Below are 18,493 nucleotides of genomic sequence, written 5' to 3' on the forward strand. Positions count from 1 at the left end.
TCCTCTCAGGCAATACGAAGCGTGCCGGCCAACGCGGCGGGCAGGGCGTCGACGGCGGCGCGTTGGGCGCGACGGTCGCTGTTCAAAGGGATGTCGTAGGTGATGCGGGCGCCATAGGCGCCGGGGGCGTGCGGGTCGAGGCGCACCTTGTCGAACACCAGCAGGCGGGTGCCGAGGCTGAAACCTTCGGACAGGTCGTGGGTGACCATGAACACGGTCAGTTGCGTTTCGCGCCACAGCTCCAGCAGCAGCGCGTGCATGTCCTTGCGAATGCCCGGATCGAGCGCGCCGAACGGTTCGTCGAGCAGCAACACCCGCGGTTTCATGATCAGCGCCTGGGCGATCGCCAGCCGCTGTTGCATGCCGCCGGAGAGCTGCGCGGGGTACTTGTCCAGCGCATGGCCGAGGCCGACTTTGTGCAGCAGCGCCGAGGCCTGTTCGCGGGCGTCTTTTTTCGCGCTTCCGAACAAGCGCCCGAGCAGCGGAGCGCGCGGCAATTCCAGGCCGATCGCAACGTTGTCCAGCACGCTCAGATGCGGGAATACCGAGTAACGCTGGAACACCACGCCACGGCTGGCATCCGGCTCTCGGGCCAGCGGCTGGCCGTCGAGCAGAATCTCGCCGCGACTGGCAGTTTCCTGCCCCAGCAGCAGGCGCAGGAAGGTTGACTTTCCGCAGCCCGAAGCACCGACCAGCGTGCAGAACTCGCCCTCGTTGACGTTGAGGTTCAAGCCTTCGAGCACCACTTGGTCGGCGTATTGCTGCCAGACGTTTTTCACCGTGATGAAGCTCATTTGGCGGCCCCCTCATACCAGGGGAATGCCCGACGGGTCAGGTATTTGAGGCCCCAATCCATCAGCCAGGCGAGCAGGGTGATCCACACCACGTACGGCAGGATCACGTCCATCGCCAGGTAGCGGCGCACGAGGAAAATCCGGTAGCCCAGACCGTCGGTGGAGGCGATGGCTTCGGCGGCGATCAGGAACAGCCACGCCGAACCGAGCATCAGCCGCAGCGAGATCAGCAGACGCGGCAACAGTTGCGGCAGCACCACACGCAGCATCAATGTCCAGGTCGAGGCGCCGAGGGTCTGGGCCTTGATCAGCAGTTCGACGGGGATGTCCCGGGCCCGCTGTTCCAGATCTCGGGCCAGAGCCGGGGTGATACCGATCACGATCAGCATCACTTTCGACAGTTCGCCGAGGCCGAAGACGATGAACAGGATCGGCAGGATTGCCAGCGGCGGCACCATCGACAGCACCGTCAGCATCGGCGACAACGGTGCGCCGAACAGCGGCAGAGTGCCGGCGGCCATGCCCAGGCATAACCCGGCCAGTGCCGCGATGCCGAGGCCGATGGCCAAGCGTCGCAGGCTCGACGCGGTGTCCTGCCACAACAGGTATTCACCGGTGCGGCTGTCGGCATTGAACGCCAGGCGTTTCACCGCGTCGGTCATCTGCACCGCGCTGGGCAGCAGTTTGTTGTTGGGATTGTCCGCCAGGCGCTCGGCCGAGCCCATGAAATAGGCGAACAGCACCAGGGCGAACGGCAGGATCACCAGCAACAGGCGACTCGGGCGATCCGGGTGGCGATTGATCAGGCGCATGGCCAAATCCTCCGTGGCTTACAGCTTGGCGTCAGCGGCCATCTGCACGTAGGTCGGATCGAAACGCAGCTTGAGGTTGCCGGTGTCGCCGCTGGTCACGCCGTTGGCGAACGCCATGCCGACCGCGCTGGTGTCTTTCGCGCCTTCACCGAGCAAACCGTGCTGGAACGAGAACTCGGCAACCCTGCGCATGGTTTCCGGCAGTTGCTTGCTGGTGGCGAACGCCAGGGCTTCTTTCGGTGTGGCGAAGAGTTTGGTGGTGTCCAGTTGCGCCTGGAATCCGGCCAGGTCGGTGCCCGAGGCTTTGGCCATGTGCTCCAGCGCGGCTTTGCTCGCAGCGTTCTTGGCGTTCATCAACTCGACCACTTCGAACCACGCGCCGGTCAGTGCCTTGCCCAGGGCCGGGTTGTCTTTGAGGGTGGCGCTGTTGACCACCATCATGTCCATGATTTCGCCGGGGATCTGGCTGGAGTTGAAGACTTCGGTCACCCCGGGTTTGGCCTTGATGTCCGAAAGCATCGGGTTCCAGGTGGTGACGGCGTTGACCTGTTCGGTGTTGAAGGCGGCGGAAATGTCGGCGTCGGAGGTGTTGACCACTTTCAGGTCTTTTTCGGTCAGATCGACCGAGTCCAGCGCGCGGGCCAGCAGGTAGTGGGAAACCGACAGTTCGACCAGGTTGACGTCCATGCCCTTGAGGTCGGCGACTTTCTTGCCTTCGCCCTTGAGGACGATGCCGTCGTTGCCGTTGGAAAAGTCGCTGACGATCAGCGCGGTGCTGTCGACGCCGCCAGCGGCCGGAATGGTGAGGGCATCCATGTTGGTCATGGTGCAGCCATCGAACTGGCCGGCGGTGTACTGGTTGATCGACTCGACGTAATCGTTGAGTTGCACGACATCAATCTTGATCCCGTACTTCTTCGCCCATTTGTCGACGATGCCCTGGCTGCCGGCGTATTCCCATGGCATCCAGCCGGCGTAGATCGTCCAGCAGACACTGAAGTGGTCTTTCTGCGCGGCGGGGGATTGAGTGCTGATAAACGCGGCGAACGCGGCGGCGAGCAGGGCGGGCAAACGTAGTCGGGACATGGTGGCTTCTCCAGTTGATCGAGGGCGGACAGGAAGGCAACGCGGCACCGCGAACGGTGGCTTGTCTCCCGGGCTTTTGTCCCGCCGTGTAACCTCAACTGGAGGTCGCCAACTCTCGGACCAGTCACTCGCAGATGCGAGCCGGAACCCTAGTCAGCCATTGCAAATTGTGGTGCCGCGAACCTGTGATGACTCCTGCACGGGTTTGCTAAAGCGAGAGGCGTGCCAAGTCGGGTCGGGCGCTCTGTTACGGGCTTTCGTGACGTTACGGCGGATGGCGAACGCCTGTGGGCGCTTTGTGTTGGTGCGCGGTTGCACCGTCATGCAGCGTCCGCTGCCGCTGATCCGATGCCCCTGAGGGTTGGGCACTCGGTAGCGGTCAGCCAGTCAAATCTGATGTCAGCCGGTCTGTGCCGACTGCTGTCACAGGTCTTTCAGGAGGCCGCCATGCGTATTTCAAAATTGCTGCGTCGGGTGCTGCTGGGAGCAGTGCTCGGTCTAGGGCTGTCCGGCTGTTACTACTACGCCGGCGGCTACGATGTTTACTCCACGCCCTATTACTATCCCGGCTATTACTCGCCCTATTACTACGGTGGTTATTACGGCCCGCGTTACTACGGTGGCGCCCGCTATTACTACGGCGGCCATGGCTATCGCGGCGGTTACGGACGGGGTCATCACGGCGGCGGATACCACGGTGGGCACCACTAATCAGCGGCTGAATGACGGCGTTTCTGCATGAACAAGGTTTCATCAATCACTTGTTTCAAGTTGTTGCAGAAACGCACCGGATGCCGAAATCGCTGTCAGATATTTCGTCAGTCGCCGAATGAAAGACTGACGCCTGCCAGCGTCGCTGGTGTGGCTACCCGCGGTCCAGGAGGCCGCCATGTATCGCCGAATTCTTCTGTTTACCGTGATGCTTTTTTCCCTTGGCGGATGCGTCCCTTATTCCTACGGAGATGGCTACTACAGCTCAGAGGTCTACACATCGCAGGCACCTTCGTATTACAGCGGTGGCACCTATTACACCGGCGGCAGCACGTATTATTCGGCGCCGCGCTACTACCAGCCTGCACCACGCTATTACCAACCGGCTCCACGCTATTACTCGGCGCCTCGTTACTACCAACCGGCCCCGCGCTACTACGAGAACCGTCGCTGGCACGGTCATGATCGCGGACGCTGGGACGACCACCGTCGCGGTGGCTGGGATGACCGCCGGGGTCGTGGCAACTACGACCGTCACAGTGGACGTGGCGATTACAACCGACACGGTAACCGCTGGTAACCCCCGCAAAAAAGCGGCGCATTGAGCGCCGCTTTTTTTGTGCCCGGATTTCAGTAACTGGAGAGATCCGCCAACGGATGCCGCCCCTCCCACACCTTGTGAAAGTGCGCGTCGACCACCGCGTCCGGCACCCGGGCGATGTCCGGCCAGTGCCAGTGCGGTTTTTGATCCTTGTCGATCAGCCGTGCCCGAACCCCTTCGCTGAATTCCGGATGCCGGCAGCAATTGAGGCTCAGGGTGTATTCCATCTGAAAGACTTCGGCCAGCGACATGTGGCGGGCGCGGATGATCTGTTCCCAGACCAGATGCGCGGTCAGTGGCGAACCTTCGCTCATGGTTTTCGCGGCACGGGCAATCAACGGGTCGCTGCTGTCGCGATGCAGGCTGATGGCTTTCCAGGCGCAGACCACGTCGCTGACATCCAGCCATTCATCGATCTGCTGCCGACGCGGCAGCCATTGCGCCTCAGGCATCTGCGCCACGGCTTCCTGCTGCAACGCCTTGAACAGACTGTTGAGCTGCATCGCGGTTTGTTCCTGCCAATTCAGCTGCAACAAACCGTCGATCAGTTCCTGCTGCTGTTCGTCGAGCAGAAAGCGGTCGGCCAGGTCCAGATCAATCGCATCGCGAGCGTTCATGTGCGCGCCGGTCAAGCCAAGGAACAAACCGAGCTTGCCCGGCAGCCGCGAGAGGAACCAACTGGCGCCGACATCCGGGTACAGGCCGATGCTGATTTCCGGCATCGCCAGACGACTGCTCGGCGTGACGATCCGAATGCTCGCGCCTTGCAAGAGGCCCATGCCACCGCCCAGCACATATCCGTGTCCCCAGCAGATCAACGGTTTCGGATAGGTGTGCAGGCTGTAGTCCAGGTGGTATTCAGCGTTGAAAAACTGGGCGGCCAGCGGCGGCACCTCACCGGGATGGGCCCGGCAGGCTTCCACCAGGCTGCGGACTTCGCCGCCGGCGCAGAACGCCTTGGCGCCGTTGCCGCGCAGCAGCACGCAGACGATTTGTGGATCCTTGGCCCAGGCGTTCAGTTTGTCGCTCAGGGCGTGGATCATCGGCAGGGACAGCGCATTGAGCGACTTTTCGGCATCCAGCGTGGCCACGCCGATGCGCGCGCCGTCGGTGCCGGTGAGTTCTTCGAAGTGCAGATTCATCGTGACCTCGATCGGGAATTTGAACGATCAGTATGATCGCTGTGTGGGAAAGTGCCGGATCTGCGTCAGATCAATTGACAAGCGTGGTCGGCTTTCCTAGGGTTCGCCCCATTGTTTTTGCCGGGTATGACCATGACTGCTGACGACCGTATCAAACTCGAACCGAGCTGGAAGGAGGCACTGCGTGCCGAATTCGACCAGCCCTACATGGCAGAGTTGCGCACTTTTCTGCAGCAGGAGCGGGCGGCCGGCAAGGAAATCTATCCGCCGGGACCGATGATCTTCAACGCGTTGAACTCGACGCCGCTGGACAAGGTGAAAGTGGTCATTCTCGGCCAGGATCCGTACCACGGCCCGGGCCAGGCCCACGGCTTGTGCTTCTCGGTGCAACCGGGCGTGCCGGCGCCGCCATCGTTGGTCAACATCTATAAAGAGTTGAAGCGCGACCTGAACATCGACATCCCCAATCACGGCTATCTGCAGAGCTGGGCCGATCAGGGTGTGCTGATGCTCAACACCACCATGACCGTCGAACGCGCCAACGCCAATGCGCACAAGGACAAGGGCTGGCAGTTCTTCACGGATCGGATCATTGAAGTGGTCAGCCAGAAACAGCCGCATCTGGTGTTCATGCTCTGGGGCGCCCATGCGCAGAGCAAGCAGAAGCTGATCGATGCCACCAAACATCTGGTACTGACCTCGGTGCACCCGTCGCCGCTGTCGGCCTATCGCGGCTTTCTCGGTTGCGGGCACTTCAGCCGCACCAACAAATTCCTGGAGCAGAACGGCGAAGCGCCGATCGAGTGGCGCCTGCCGTCGGTGGTCTGACGTTCAGGGCTGGCGGTTCCAGTATTTGAACAACGGTTCCGCCAGAAACAACACGAACAGCAGCCGCATCACCTGCATTGCCGTCACCAGCGGCACCGACAGTTGCAGGGTCTCTGCCGTCAGACTCATCTCGGCGATCCCGCCGGGCATCATGCCCAACGTCAGCGAGCGCAGGTCCAGATGGGTCAGCGCACTCAATCCCAACGCCGCCAGTGTCGCGATCAACATGGTCAGCGCCGTGCCGATCAACGTGCGCCCCATGAACGATGGCGCGCGGCGGAAGAACTGGCGGTTGAAGTGACAACCCAGCCCACTGCCGATCAACCACTGGCCGATCTGGCTGCCGCCATTGGGCAGGCCGATGTGCAGGTCCCAGCCGATGCTCACCGCCGCGCTGACCAGCAGCGGACCGAACAGCCAAGGGTTGGGTTGACGCAGACGTTGCCAGAGCCAGGCGAGCAAGCCACCCGCCGGAAAAAGAACCGCCAGCCAGCGCCAATCGACGCTGCCGGCGTGTGAAATCGGGGTGCCGTCACCCAGCAGATACTTGAACGCCGCCGGAACACACAACACCACCACCAACACCCGCAGACTCTGCCCGGCCGCGACATGGCTGAGCAGCGCGCCGTTGCGGGCGCCGAGGTTGACCATTTCCCCGGAGCCGCCGGGCATGCTGGAGAAAAATGCCGTGGCGCGATCCTCGCCGGTGCGGCGCATCAGCCACACGCCGACCACCGCCGAGAGGCTGGTGACCAGCGCGCCGAAGAAGATCAGACCGAAGTGGCCGAGCACCTGCTCCATCACCAGCGGGGTGAAGTGCAGGCCAATACCGATTCCGACGATCCACTGGCCGCACTTGCGGCCGCCAGGGATTTCGGTCAATTGCCACGGGGTCAGGCAGCGCACCAGGATGATCGCCAGCAACGAGCCGACCATCCACGGCAGCGGCCAGCCGATCTGGCTGGCGATGTAACCGCCAAGCAGACCGACCAGCGGGGTTCCCCACCAGGTTTTGAGGGAGAGCCGATCAGACATCGGCAACGGCGCGTTGCGCGGCCGAGCGTTTGCGCCAGATGCGCAGCAGCGGCATCAGCAACATGATGGCAGTCAACACCCAGACGCCGAAGGTGATCGGACTCGACCAGAGGATTTCCAGCGCACCGTTGGAAATCGACAGCGCCCGGCGCAGGTTCTGCTCCATCAGCCCGCCGAGGATGAACCCCAGCAGGACTGGCGACAGCGGGAAATCCAGTTTGCGCAGGATGTAGCCGAAGATGCCGATGCCGACCATCAGGAACAGGTCGAATGTGGTCGCGTGTACGGCGTACACACCGATCCCGGTGATGATCGCGATGACCGGCACCAGAGCCCAGTTCGGCACGGCGAGGATACGGGTGAAGATGCGGATCATCGGGATGTTCAGGATCACCAGCATGATGTTGGCGATGAACAGCGAAGCGATCAGGCCCCAGACGATGTCCGGCTGTTGCTGGAACAGCAGCGGGCCGGGGGTGATGTTGTACAGCGACAGCGCGCCGATCATCACCGCCGTGGTGCCCGAACCCGGAACGCCGAGGGTCAGCATCGGCACCAGCGCGCCGCAAGCGGAGGCACCGATGGCGGTTTCCGGCGCAGCGAGGCCGCGGGCGTCGCCCTGACCAAACTTGCCGCTGGCACCGGCGATGCGTTTTTCGGTCATGTAGGCCACGGCGCTGGCCAGGGTCGCGCCGGCACCCGGCAACACGCCCATGATGAAACCGAGCAGGCCGCAACGGATGTTCACCACGAACACCGACGCTGCTTCCTTGAAGTTGAACATCATCCGCCCGGTGGCTTTCACCGCTTCCTGGCCGCGATGGGTTTTTTCCAGCAGCAGGAGGATTTCGCTGACCGAGAACAGGCCCAGTACCAGCACCACGAACTGAATGCCGTCAGTCAGGTGAATGTTGTCGCCGGTGAAACGGTAAACGCCGCTGTTGGCGTCGATGCCGATGCTGGACAGGAACAGGCCGATCAACGCCGCAATGAAAGTCTTCAGCGGTCGGTCACCGGCCATGCCGCCGAGACAGACAATCGCGAACACCATCAACACGAAGTATTCCGCCGGACCGAAGGCAATCGCCCATTTCGCCAGCAGCGGGGCGAACAGCACCATGCCGCAGGTGGCGATGAAGGCGCCGATGAACGAACTCCATGCCGACAACGACAATGCCACGCCGGCCAGGCCTTTGCGGGCCATCGGGTAACCGTCGAGGGTGGTCATCACGGTGGAGGCTTCGCCCGGAATGTTCAGCAGGATCGAGCTGATCCGGCCGCCGTATTCGCAGCCCAGATAGACCGCCGCCAGCAGGATCAGGGCAGATTCCGGCGGCAGTCCGAGGGCGAACGCGATCGGGATCAGCAACGCCACACCATTGATCGGGCCCAGGCCCGGCAACAACCCGACCACGGTGCCGATCAACGTGCCGGTCAGGGCCGTGACCAGGTTGTACGGACTCAGCGCGACGCCGAAGCCCTGACCCAAATAACCGAGAGTATCCATATCAGTTCTCCAGAACGTCGAGCAGGCCGAGGGGCAGCGGTACGTCCATCACGCGGTCGAACAACACGTACAAACCAATCGCCATCAGCGTCGTGACAATGACGCTGGGCACCCAGCGCCCGCCATACAGGCGCGCCATCGGGATGCCGATCAGAATGCTGCTGAGGATGAAGCCCAGCGGTTCGAACAAACCGGCGAACACCAGCAGCAGGGCGACGCAGATTGCGATCTTGGTCAGGGTTTCGCGATCCAGCGGCGGTTCGTCCTCGCTGTGTTTGATCGGCGCCGGGCGGAACACCATGTACAGCAGCGCCAGGCCCATCAGGCCGAGCATCAGCAATGGAAACGCCCGAGGGCCCACCGGTTCGTAGGAAAAAGCCGCCTGATACGGCCACGCCATCAGTGCCAGGCCGGCACAGGCCAGCAACAGCACCGAGGCAAAAATGCGTTGAATAAGCATGAGGGAACTCCTGCCATGGCCCCGGCGAGAGGGCCATGGACGCTAGACAGAGACGATCACTGAATCAGGCCGAACTCTTTGGCCAGCACCTTGTAGTCCGCCACCTGTTTCTTGACGTAGGTGTCCAGCTCGGGACCGGTCATGGCGAACGGGAACAGTTCACGCTGATCGCGCAGCTTGGCGAAGTCGTCGGAGGCCAGCAGTTTGTCGAAGGAGTCTTTCCACCAGGCGTAGTCTTCATCGCTGACTTTTGGCCCGAGGTAGAAACCGCGCACCACCGGCCAGACGATGTCGTAGCCTTGTTCGCGCGCGGTAGGAATGTCCTTCATTTCCGGCTCGTCCAGGCGTTTCTCGGCAAACACGGCCAGCAGGCGCATGTCGCCGCTCTGGATATGCGGCATGGAGTCGGAAATGTCGGTACTGCCGACCTGGATATGACCGCCGAGCAGGGCGGTGGCGATCTCGCCGCCCCCTTCGAGGGCGACGTAGCGCAGGTCGCGCGGGTTGATCCCGGCGGCTTTGGCGATCAGTGCAGTCTGCATCCAGTCCTGGCTGCCGACGGTACCGCCGGAGCCAATGACCACGGAACTCGGATCTTTCTTCAGCGCCTGCACGAGATCATCGAGGGTTTTGTAGGGCGAATCGCTTTTCACCGCGATGGCGCCGTAGCTGGTGCCGACCGCGGCCAGCCAGCGCACGTTGGTTTCATCGAACCGACCGAACTTGCCCTGGGCCAGGTTCAACAGCGAACCGCTGGACCACGCCACCAGCGTGCCGGCATCGGCCGGACGCTGCGCCACAACGGCGTTGTACGCCACCGCACCGACGCCACCGGGCATGTAGGTCACGCGCATCGGTTTGGTCAGCAGTTTTTCATTGACCAGCGCGCTTTGCGCCAGTTTGCAGGTCAGGTCGAAACCGCCACCGGGGGAGGCCGGGGCAATGCATTCGGGGCGTTTCGGTTCGGCCATCAGTTGGCCGGCGAACAGCACGCAACCGGCAGCGAGGGCGAAACGGCGCAGGGATCGGTTCATGAGTGTCTCCACGGGAGTTGTTGTTTTTGGGGATGTTTCAGGTGCGGCGGTTTCGCGCGCGCAGGCTAACAGGCTCAGACCCGGAGGGGTTGAACGCCGCGCAGCCGACGATGGCGCTGACAAGCGAAAACGGGGAAATTCGAAAGGAAGAATGAAACGGGTCAACCTGAAGCTGTATGGACAGCATGGTGCAGTACCTCGTTATTGTTCTTATTGGCGAAAACGCATCGAGGCGTTTTTCGAGAGCTACGGTTTGAAACTACGGTGTATGAACAGGCAAAACGGCGAAGGTCGGCAGTCGGGACCTTCGGTGAAACGACTCTAACGGCCCAACCTTTCGCTAACCTTTCAGTATTCTTTCGCGTGTTTTCGGGCTTCACAGTGGCGGTTGCGGCTGTAAACTCCGCCGCAAAGAATGGCGTCGGCCATCCCTGAATGAGGTAGAGATCCATGCGTGTCCTGCTCGTCGAAGACCATTTGCCGCTGGCCGAAAGCGTCGCCCAGGCGCTCAAGAGCACCGGTCTGACCGTGGACGTCTTGCACGACGGCGTGGCTGCCGACCTGGCCCTGGGCAGCGAGGAATACGCGGTGGCGATCCTTGATGTCGGCCTGCCACGCATGGACGGTTTTGAGGTGTTGGCGCGCCTGCGGGCCCGGGGCAAGAACCTGCCGGTGCTGATGCTGACGGCCCGCAGTGACGTCAAGGATCGGGTCCATGGGCTCAATCTCGGCGCCGATGACTACCTGGCCAAGCCGTTCGAACTCACCGAGCTCGAAGCTCGGGTCAAGGCGTTGCTGCGCCGCAGTGTGCTTGGCGGCGAACGTCAGCAGCGCTGCGGTGTGCTGGCCTATGACCTCGACACCCGACGCTTCACCCTCGGCGATGAATTGCTGACGCTGACTTCTCGCGAACAAGCGGTGCTCGAAGCGCTGATCGCCCGTCCGGGTCGAGTGATGAGCAAGGAGCAACTGGCTGCGCAGGTGTTCGGTCTCGACGAAGAGGCCAGCCCCGATGCCATCGAAATCTACGTGCACCGCCTGCGCAAGAAGCTCGACGGCCATTCGGTGGCCATCGTGACGTTTCGCGGTCTGGGCTATTTGCTGGAAAGCCGCGATGCATAAGCCCAGCAGCCTGCGCTGGCGGTTGCTGTGGAACCTCGCGCTGCTGCTGGTGGTGTTGATGCTCGCCAGCGGATTGAGTGCGTACTGGAACGGTCGCGAGGCCGCTGACACCGCCTACGACCGCACGCTGCTGGCCTCGGCGCGGACCATCGCCGCCGGTCTGTCGCAGCGCGATGGCAGTCTCAGTGCCGACGTGCCATACGTGGCGCTCGATACCTTTGCTTACGACAGCGCCGGGCGCATCTATTACCAGGTCAACGACATCAACCAGAAGTTGATTTCCGGCTACGAAAACCTGCCGGGCCCGCCGCCGGGCACACCAAGAACCGACAGTTATCCCGCCCTGGCGCGGTTTTACGACGCGAAATATCAGGGCCAGAACGTGCGTGTGGTCAGCCTGCTAAAAGCGGTCAGCGAGCCGAACATGAACGGCATGGCTGAAATCCGCGTTGCCGAAACCGATGAGGCGCGCGTCAGCATGGCCCGCAGTCTGGCGGCAGATACCTTGCTGCGGCTGGGGATGCTGGCGATTGGCGCGTTGTTGCTGGTGTGGTTTGCGGTAAGCGCTGCGTTGCGGCCGATCGAACGTCTGCGCACGGCAGTGGAAGAGCGCCAGCCTGACGACTTGCGTCCGTTGCCGCTGGTGGAAGTCCAGCATGAGTTGTCGCCGCTGGTGCGTGCGCTCAACCATTTCACCGAACGCCTGCGTGGCCAGTTCGAGCGGCAGGCGCAATTCATCGCCGATGCAGCCCATGAGCTGCGCACGCCACTGGCGGCGCTCAAGGCGCGACTTGAACTGGGCTTGCGCTCGAACGAGCCGCAGACCTGGCGCGAAACGCTGGAATCCTCGGCACAAAGCACGGATCGCCTGACCCATCTGGCCAATCAATTGCTGTCGCTGGCTCGAGTGGAAAACGGCGCCCGGGCGATTGCCGAGGGCGGTGCGCAGTTGCTCGATCTGAGTCAGTTGGCGCGAGAACTGGGCATGGCCATGGCTCCACTGGCCCATGCGCGGGGTGTCGCGCTGGCGCTGGAAGCGGACGAGCCGGTATGGCTGCGTGGCGAGCCGACATTGCTCAACGAGTTGCTGAGCAATCTGGTGGACAACGCGCTGGCCCACACGCCGCCGGGCGGCAACGTGATTCTGCGGGTCAGGGCGCCGGCGGTGCTGGAGGTTGAAGACGATGGGCCGGGCATTCCGCTCGAAGAGCGGGATCGGGTTTTCGAGCGTTTTTACCGGCGCAACCAGCAGGTGGCCGGTTCCGGGCTGGGGTTGGCGATTGTCGGGGAAATCTGCCGCGCGCATCTGGCGCAGATCAGTCTGCACGATGGTGAGCAGGCGGGTTTGAAGGTACGGGTGAGTTTTGTCGCCGGTGATCAGTAGAACATCGACCGCGATTCTTCCAGATCGGCGCACAGCGCCTTGTTTTCCGGATCGATGCCGAGCTTGCGGAATGCTGGCACGCTGAATGGATCGATGCGGGCCAACGGATGGTTGGTGTCCTTGTGGCAATACAGGCTGGCCACTTGCACGATGTCGACATAATCGATCTGCTGCGATTCGCGCTTGAGGTCCTGATACAGCCCCGGCAGCTCCACCAGGCGCTCCGGAAACTCCCAGACCCGCAGCAATTTGTCGCCGAGCAACGGGTGAATGTGATCGATCACATGGTTGAGGCTGACCGGATCGGACAGCAATTCGTAGTGGTCTTCGGCATACGTCAGGATCGGCAGCACGCCGATCTGATGAACCAGTCCACCGAGCGCAGCCTGATCGGGCTTGAGCTGGGTGTAACGGCGGCACAGGGCGTAGCTGACGCCGGCGATCTCCAGGCTCTTGCGCCAGACTTCGCGCATCTTCTGTTCGACCACGTCGGAGCGGGCGTGGAAGATCTGCTCCATCACCAGACCGATCGCCAGGTTGCTGCTGTAGTTGACGCCGAGCCGGGTGATGGCGGTGTGCAGGTCGGTGACTTCCTGGGTGGCGCGCAGCAGTGGGCTGTTGACCACTTTGATCAGACGCGCCGACAGCGCCGTGTCACGGCCGATCACTTTGCTCAGGTCGCTGACGCTGATGTCCGGATCTTCCGCGGCCTTGCGAATCTGCAGGGCCACTTCCGGTAACGTTGGCAGAACCAGGTCATCGTTATCGATGGCCTCAACCAAATCCTGTTGGACCTTATCCGCCAGCTCACTCATGTCGTTTCTCTAGGGTGTTGCAACAAATGCTGCGATCAACGCTGGATTTCGCGGTCGCGATCCAGTTCGTATGGCAGGTCGAGCAAGTGCAGCGCCGGACCTTCGGCCGAGCCCAGATGCAAGTCGCCCGCTTCGGCAGCTTCGGCCTGCAACACCGCCAGCAGTTCAATATTCTTTTCGGTACGGGCGGCCAGCACCACTTCGCCGATGGAACTGCCGTGGCTCGGGGCGAACAGCGCGGTGCCGGGCTCCGGCAGGTCAGCGGCGTCCAGTTGCACGCGATACAGGCGACGCTTGAGTTTGCCCAGGTATTGCATGCGCGCGACGATTTCCTGGCCGGTGTAGCAGCCTTTCTTGAAGCTCACGCCGCCGACGGCCTGCAGATTGAGCATCTGCGGGATGAACAGCTCGCGGGTGCTCGGCATGACCTGACCGATCCCGGCGCGAATCTGGCCCAGCAGCCATTGATTGAGTTCGCCCTCGCTCAATTGCGCGGACAGTTTGCCTTTGATGGTGTCGGCCTGATCGGCGGGCACCCAGAGTTCGGCACGGTTCGGGGAGACGCGAATTGCGATCAGCCCTTCGTGGCGGGCCACGCTGTCGGTTTCTGCCGGCAGTTCCAGGCCCAGACTGCTCAGGACCGCATCGCCATGATCGAGGCCGAAGCGCACCCAGGAGGCGCTTTCGTCGGTCAGTTTCGATTTGGAGAACACTGCGTACTTTTTCAGGTCCGCCAGTTGCGGCTCCAGCAGTTCACTCGCCATCGCCAGCAGCACGCCGTCGCCTTCCAGCACGATGCGGAAGCTCGACTGCATCCGGCCTTTCTGCGTGCAGCGGGCGCCGAGGCTGGCCTGGGTATCGCTCAGGTAATTGATGTTGCAGGTCAACTGGCCTTGCAGGAATTTGCCGGCATCCGCGCCGCGAACCGCGAGAACGCCTTCATGAGACAGGGTGCAGAAAAAAGCAGAATCGGCCATGGGTCATCGCAGGGTAAATAGACTGGGGCACATCATAAGGGGGTGGTGTTGAAATGGGTAGTTCATAAAGGATCTATGGTGCCCGACCAAAGCCGACTGTTCGGGCCGCTTCGGGCCTGTATACTTGCGGCCTATTTGAGGAGGGCTCCATGGTCGAACAAGTTGAACTGAATCGCCTCTTTTGGCACAGCCGTCGCGGCATGCTGGAACTCGACGTGTTGCTGGTGCCGTTCGTGAAAGAGGTCTACGCCAATCTGAACGAGGTGGATCGCGCGCTGTATGTCCGCCTGCTCGAGTGCGAGGATCAGGACATGTTCGGTTGGTTCATGGAGCGCAGCGAATCGGAAGATCCCGAGCTGCAACGCATGGTTCGCATGATTCTGGACCGTGTCCAGCCCAAGTAATACGTTCGAGTGCCGCTGGCATGCCTCACGGCAGTTGCTGGCGGCGTATCTGTTGGCCCAGGCATTCGCGCTGGGTTCTCTGTTTCTATTGTCGATTCCGTTCTGGACCGTTTTGCTCGGGGCGTTCGCGTGTCTCGGTCATGCGGCCTGGGTGTTGCCACGGCAGATTCTGCTGAGTCATCCCAAGGCATTTTGCCGATTGCGCCGGGACGCCGATGGCTGGCAATTATGGAACCGGGCCGATGGCTGGCAAGCGGTGCAATTGCGTCCGGACAGCCTGGCGCTGCCGCTGATCGTGGTGCTGCGCTTTCGATTGCGTGGTGAGCGGCGAGTCAGATCGATCTGCGTGCCGCGGGATGCGCAGGCGGCGGATCTGCACCGGCGCCTGCGGGTTCGCCTGAAGTTCAGCCGGCGTAGGTGGGCGGCACCAGAATAGTGTCGAGCGCTTCGGGCAGCAGGTTCGGGTAGTCGAGGGTGTAATGCAGGCCTCGGCTTTCCTTGCGTTCCATGGCGGAACGGATCATCAGTTCCGCCACTTGCGCCAGGTTGCGCAGCTCGATCAGATCGCGACTGACTTTATAGTTGCTGTAGAACTCGTCGATTTCGTCCAGCAGCAGACGCACCCGATGCTGTGCCCGTTGCAGGCGCTTGTTGGTGCGCACGATGCCCACGTAGTCCCACATGAAACGCCGCAATTCGTCCCAGTTGTGGGCGATGATCACGTCTTCGTCGGAGTCGGTCACCTGGCTGGCGTCCCAGGCCGGCAGGGCGTGTGGAATCGCCACATCGGGAAGTTGCTCGAGAATGTCCGCCGCTGCCGAGCGGGCGTAGACGAAGCATTCGAGCAGCGAGTTGCTGGCCATGCGGTTGGCACCGTGCAGGCCGGTGAAGCTGGTTTCGCCGATGGCGTACAGGCCGGGCACATCGGTGCGGCCCTGTTGATCGACCATCACGCCGCCGCAGGTGTAATGCGCGGCCGGGACGACCGGGATCGGTTGTTTGGTGATGTCGATGCCGAATCCGAGGCAGCGCTCGTAGACGGTCGGGAAGTGCGATTTGATGAAGGCTTCGGGTTTGTGGCTGATGTCGAGGTAGACGCAATCGACACCCAGACGCTTCATCTCATGGTCAATGGCGCGGGCGACGATGTCCCGTGGCGCCAGTTCTGCACGTGAGTCGAAGCGCTGCATGAAGCGTTCGCCATTCGGCAGCTTCAAATGGGCGCCTTCGCCACGCAGAGCTTCAGTTACCAGAAAACTCTTGGCTTGCGGATGATAGAGGCAGGTGGGGTGGAACTGGTTGAACTCCAGGTTCGCCACCCGGCAGCCCGAACGCCACGCCATGGCGATGCCATCACCGCAGGCGCCGTCGGGGTTGCTTGTATATAGATAGACTTTGGCAGCGCCGCCGGACGCCAGGATCACGAAGCGTGCGCCGAAGGTATCGACTTCGCCGGTTTTGCGGTTGAGCACGTAGGCGCCCAGGCAACGTTCGCCCTCCAGCCCCAGCCGGCGCTCGGTAATCAGATCGACCGCTACCCGCTGTTCGAGCAACTCGATGTTCGGGCGTTCTTTGGCCTGGGCCAGCAGGGTCGTGAAAATCGCGGCGCCGGTGGCGTCGGCGGCGTGGATGATGCGGCGATGGCTGTGGCCGCCTTCGCGGGTCAGGTGAAATTCGAAACCGCCGTCTTCAGTGCCGGACTGATCGTCGCGAGTGAAGGGTACGCCTTGATCGATCAACCACTGGATTGCTTCCTTGCTGTGCTCGACGGTGAAACGCACCGCGTCTTCGTGGCACAGGCCGCCGCCGGCATTCAAGGTGTCATCGACATGGGATTCGACGGTGTCGGTGTCGTCCAGCACGGCCGCGACGCCACCCTGGGCCCAATAGGTCGAGCCGTTGGCGAGGTCGCCTTTGCTCAGTACGGCGATGCGCAAGTGACCGGGCAGGGTCAGCGCGAGACTCAAACCGGCAGCGCCGCTGCCAATCACCAGGACATCGTGTTGAAACTGTTGGCTCATTTCAGGATTCCGCTCAAAGCGACCCGGGTCGGGGTTGGCGCAGGACAGGCGAATGGGCGAGTCGAGACAGCCACACAGCCCACTAGTATATAGAGGGGTTGGGCGGCACAATAGCCGGGCCGATATGGCATTGTGAAACTACCGTGACGGAAATATACGGACGCTTTGTCGGGAAGTTTTCTTCACCGGTTTTGGGGAAAAGCGACTGTATCGCAGATGAAACACGCTTTTTCCGCTCACGGTTGCACAATGTCGGCGCGGCACGTCTATAAATATTTGGAACTTTTGCCAGAGGCTCAAGATCAATAGACAGTTGCCCGAAACAAGGGACAGTGTCGGCTTCAATGCGGAACCTGCGATTGGGTTCTTGCCGGCGAGCCGATGACAAGATTATTCGCGCAGCCGGTTCATCCCGCGCTGCGTTTTTCGTGCGTGCCAAATCAGAGCCCGCAGGAAACTTGCTTGGAGGGGGAGAACTTTTGCGAAAAGCCCGAGTCTATGTTTGCAAGTCCGGTCGTTTGGTCATGCAAGCCTCCTTCGAGTTTATCGAGGAGTGTTCATGCTAACCCAGGAAGAGGATCAGCAGCTGGTCGAACGCGTTCAGCGTGGCGACAAGCGAGCTTTCGATCTGCTGGTGCTGAAGTATCAGCACAAAATTCTCGGGTTGATCGTGCGTTTTGTGCACGACACCCATGAAGCCCAGGACGTCGCACAAGAAGCCTTTATCAAGGCGTATCGAGCGCTTGGAAATTTCCGCGGCGACAGTGCGTTTTATACGTGGCTGTACCGCATCGCCATTAACACGGCGAAGAACTATCTGGTTTCACGCGGCCGCCGGCCGCCGGATAGTGATGTAAGTTCCGAAGATGCAGAGTTCTATGACGGCGATCACGGCCTGAAAGATCTCGAGTCTCCTGAACGGGCATTACTGCGGGATGAGATCGAAGGCACCGTCCATCGAACCATTCAGCAACTGCCGGAGGATTTGCGCACAGCGTTAACTTTGCGCGAATTCGATGGTCTGAGTTACGAGGACATCGCGAGCGTCATGCAATGTCCGGTTGGTACCGTGCGCTCCCGGATTTTCCGCGCCCGGGAGGCCATCGATAAAGCCCTGCAGCCGTTGTTGCAGGAAAACTAAAGACAGCGGCGACAGCCAAGAGAGGAACGCCATGAGTCGTGAAGCCCTGCAGGAATCGCTGTCCGCAGTGATGGATAACGAAGCGGACGAACTGGAACTGCGTCGAGTGCTCAATGCACTGGACGATGTTGAAACCCGTGAAACCTGGGCTCGTTACCAGATCGCTCGGGCAGCCATGCACAAGGATCTGTTGCTTCCACGTCTGGATCTCGCTGCGGCGGTTTCTGCTGCACTGGAAGATGAAGCCACCCCGGCCAAAGTGTCTCGTGGCCCATGGCGCAGCCTCGGTCGTCTGGCCGTAGCCGCTTCGGTGACTGTTGCCGTTCTGGCGGGTGTTCGCCTGTACAACCAGGACGAAATCGCCGGCGTCGAACTCGCTCAGCAATCCAATCAGCCAGTGTTGGCCACACCTCAGGTCAAAGGCCCGGCGGTATTGGCAGGCTATAGTGAGAGTTCGGAAGCTACTGGCCCAATGGCCAATGGTGTATTGCAAGGTCAGCCAGGCTGGCACGATCAGCGTCTGCCAGGTTACCTGCGTCAACACGCTCAACAGGCTGCCTTGAAAGGCACCGAGAGCGCGCTGCCTTATGCACGTGCAGCAAGCCTGGAAAACCGTTAA

21 protein-coding genes and 1 riboswitch are annotated in these 18,493 nt (G+C 61.6%); of the genes, 10 read left to right on the top strand and 11 right to left on the bottom strand.

Going from position 1 to position 18,493, the window contains the following annotated elements; genetic code table 11:
* Window positions 1–5: 5 nt before the first annotated feature.
* From PDR5_RS06815 to PDR5_RS06825, 3 genes are read right to left on the bottom strand one after another with little or no spacing between them, the layout of a single operon-like run.
* Window positions 6–794 (bottom strand): ABC transporter ATP-binding protein, encoded by a 789-nt coding sequence (locus PDR5_RS06815; protein ID WP_064594089.1) that lies wholly within the window; start codon window positions 792–794, stop codon window positions 6–8.
* Window positions 791–1,606, bottom strand: a complete 816-nt coding sequence (locus PDR5_RS06820) for an ABC transporter permease (RefSeq protein WP_064594091.1) — start codon at window positions 1,604–1,606, stop codon at window positions 791–793. The genes PDR5_RS06815 and PDR5_RS06820 overlap by 4 nt, the downstream gene beginning before the upstream one ends.
* A gap of 18 nt (window positions 1,607–1,624) precedes the next feature.
* Window positions 1,625–2,692: a putative urea ABC transporter substrate-binding protein gene (locus PDR5_RS06825; RefSeq protein ID WP_064594093.1), complete on the bottom strand. Its 1,068-nt coding sequence runs from the start codon at window positions 2,690–2,692 to the stop codon at window positions 1,625–1,627.
* A gap of 63 nt (window positions 2,693–2,755) precedes the next feature.
* Window positions 2,756–2,856: riboswitch (guanidine-I (ykkC/yxkD leader) on the bottom strand.
* 283 nt (window positions 2,857–3,139) lie between these two features.
* Between PDR5_RS06825 and PDR5_RS06830 the strand changes: the two genes are divergently transcribed.
* Both PDR5_RS06830 and PDR5_RS06835 read left to right on the top strand, forming a co-directional pair.
* Entirely contained in the window at window positions 3,140–3,403 is a 264-nt protein-coding gene (locus PDR5_RS06830) for a hypothetical protein (protein WP_064594095.1), read from the top strand.
* Window positions 3,404–3,581: 178 nt separating this feature from the next.
* On the top strand, window positions 3,582–3,983 hold the full coding sequence (locus PDR5_RS06835; RefSeq protein WP_064594097.1) for a hypothetical protein: 402 nt from the start codon (window positions 3,582–3,584) through the stop codon (window positions 3,981–3,983).
* 50 nt (window positions 3,984–4,033) lie between these two features.
* Here PDR5_RS06835 and PDR5_RS06840 read toward each other — a convergent pair whose 3' ends face one another.
* Window positions 4,034–5,146, bottom strand: coding sequence for an enoyl-CoA hydratase/isomerase family protein (locus PDR5_RS06840; protein WP_064594099.1), 1,113 nt, complete (start codon window positions 5,144–5,146; stop codon window positions 4,034–4,036).
* A gap of 132 nt (window positions 5,147–5,278) precedes the next feature.
* Between PDR5_RS06840 and ung the strand changes: the two genes are divergently transcribed.
* A complete protein-coding gene (ung, locus tag PDR5_RS06845; protein WP_064384152.1) occupies window positions 5,279–5,974 on the top strand; it encodes a uracil-DNA glycosylase in 696 nt (231 codons plus the stop codon).
* Between the two features lie 3 nt (window positions 5,975–5,977).
* On the opposite strand, the gene PDR5_RS06850 is transcribed toward ung, so the two are convergent.
* Genes PDR5_RS06850 through PDR5_RS06865 form a run of 4 tightly spaced genes read right to left on the bottom strand, consistent with a single transcriptional unit; the run spans window position 5,978 to window position 10,010 of the window.
* Window positions 5,978–7,009, bottom strand: a complete 1,032-nt coding sequence (locus PDR5_RS06850; protein ID WP_064594101.1) for an AbrB family transcriptional regulator — start codon at window positions 7,007–7,009, stop codon at window positions 5,978–5,980.
* The gene (locus PDR5_RS06855) at window positions 7,002–8,516 is read right to left on the bottom strand and encodes a tripartite tricarboxylate transporter permease (protein ID WP_064594103.1); all 1,515 of its coding nucleotides are present in this window, start codon (window positions 8,514–8,516) and stop codon (window positions 7,002–7,004) included. The genes PDR5_RS06850 and PDR5_RS06855 overlap by 8 nt, the downstream gene beginning before the upstream one ends.
* 1 nt (window position 8,517) lies before the next feature.
* Entirely contained in the window at window positions 8,518–8,976 is a 459-nt protein-coding gene (locus PDR5_RS06860; RefSeq protein ID WP_039772692.1) for a tripartite tricarboxylate transporter TctB family protein, read from the bottom strand.
* A 56-nt stretch (window positions 8,977–9,032) separates the two neighbouring features.
* Complete coding sequence (locus tag PDR5_RS06865; RefSeq protein ID WP_039772690.1) at window positions 9,033–10,010, bottom strand: Bug family tripartite tricarboxylate transporter substrate binding protein; 978 nt, start codon at window positions 10,008–10,010, stop codon at window positions 9,033–9,035.
* On the opposite strand from PDR5_RS06865, the gene PDR5_RS29620 reads away from it, so the two are divergent.
* The 3 genes from PDR5_RS29620 (at window position 10,009) to PDR5_RS06875 (ending at window position 12,516) form a co-directional block, all read left to right on the top strand.
* Window positions 10,009–10,335, top strand: a complete 327-nt coding sequence (locus tag PDR5_RS29620; protein ID WP_156669310.1) for a hypothetical protein — start codon at window positions 10,009–10,011, stop codon at window positions 10,333–10,335. The genes PDR5_RS06865 and PDR5_RS29620 overlap by 2 nt on opposite strands.
* A 125-nt stretch (window positions 10,336–10,460) precedes the next feature.
* Window positions 10,461–11,132: a response regulator gene (locus tag PDR5_RS06870; RefSeq protein WP_007957980.1), complete on the top strand. Its 672-nt coding sequence runs from the start codon at window positions 10,461–10,463 to the stop codon at window positions 11,130–11,132.
* Window positions 11,125–12,516, top strand: a complete 1,392-nt coding sequence (locus PDR5_RS06875; RefSeq protein ID WP_064594105.1) for a sensor histidine kinase — start codon at window positions 11,125–11,127, stop codon at window positions 12,514–12,516. Before PDR5_RS06870 ends, PDR5_RS06875 begins: the two co-directional genes overlap by 8 nt.
* Here PDR5_RS06875 and PDR5_RS06880 read toward each other — a convergent pair.
* Window positions 12,510–13,331 carry an HDOD domain-containing protein gene (locus PDR5_RS06880; protein WP_064594107.1) on the bottom strand — a complete coding sequence of 274 codons (822 nt, stop codon included), beginning with the start codon at window positions 13,329–13,331 and terminating at the stop codon, window positions 12,510–12,512. The two genes, PDR5_RS06875 and PDR5_RS06880, sit on opposite strands and share 7 nt — an antisense overlap.
* A gap of 35 nt (window positions 13,332–13,366) precedes the next feature.
* Window positions 13,367–14,308 (bottom strand): CAF17-like 4Fe-4S cluster assembly/insertion protein YgfZ, encoded by a 942-nt coding sequence (gene ygfZ / locus PDR5_RS06885; protein WP_064594108.1) that lies wholly within the window; start codon window positions 14,306–14,308, stop codon window positions 13,367–13,369.
* Between the two features lie 149 nt (window positions 14,309–14,457).
* Between ygfZ and PDR5_RS06890 the strand changes: the two genes are divergently transcribed.
* Both PDR5_RS06890 and PDR5_RS06895 read left to right on the top strand, forming a co-directional pair.
* Window positions 14,458–14,712 (top strand): FAD assembly factor SdhE, encoded by a 255-nt coding sequence (locus PDR5_RS06890; RefSeq protein WP_007957989.1) that lies wholly within the window; start codon window positions 14,458–14,460, stop codon window positions 14,710–14,712.
* Window positions 14,696–15,148, top strand: a complete 453-nt coding sequence (locus PDR5_RS06895; RefSeq protein ID WP_064594109.1) for a protein YgfX — start codon at window positions 14,696–14,698, stop codon at window positions 15,146–15,148. The genes PDR5_RS06890 and PDR5_RS06895 overlap by 17 nt, the downstream gene beginning before the upstream one ends.
* Here the strand turns inward: PDR5_RS06895 and nadB are convergent.
* Window positions 15,117–16,733: an L-aspartate oxidase gene (gene nadB / locus PDR5_RS06900; RefSeq protein ID WP_064594112.1), complete on the bottom strand. Its 1,617-nt coding sequence runs from the start codon at window positions 16,731–16,733 to the stop codon at window positions 15,117–15,119. The genes PDR5_RS06895 and nadB overlap by 32 nt on opposite strands.
* A 559-nt stretch (window positions 16,734–17,292) precedes the next feature.
* On the opposite strand from nadB, the gene rpoE reads away from it, so the two are divergent.
* Together rpoE and PDR5_RS06910 are read left to right on the top strand one after the other, a co-directional pair.
* Window positions 17,293–17,874 carry an RNA polymerase sigma factor RpoE gene (rpoE, locus tag PDR5_RS06905; RefSeq protein ID WP_003172477.1) on the top strand — a complete coding sequence of 194 codons (582 nt, stop codon included), beginning with the start codon at window positions 17,293–17,295 and terminating at the stop codon, window positions 17,872–17,874.
* A gap of 31 nt (window positions 17,875–17,905) precedes the next feature.
* A complete protein-coding gene (locus PDR5_RS06910) occupies window positions 17,906–18,493 on the top strand; it encodes a sigma-E factor negative regulatory protein (RefSeq protein ID WP_039772679.1) in 588 nt (195 codons plus the stop codon).

The organism is Pseudomonas sp. DR 5-09, assembly GCF_001655595.1.
In the GTDB taxonomy this organism is placed as follows: Bacteria; Pseudomonadota; Gammaproteobacteria; order Pseudomonadales; family Pseudomonadaceae; genus Aquipseudomonas; species Aquipseudomonas pharyngis.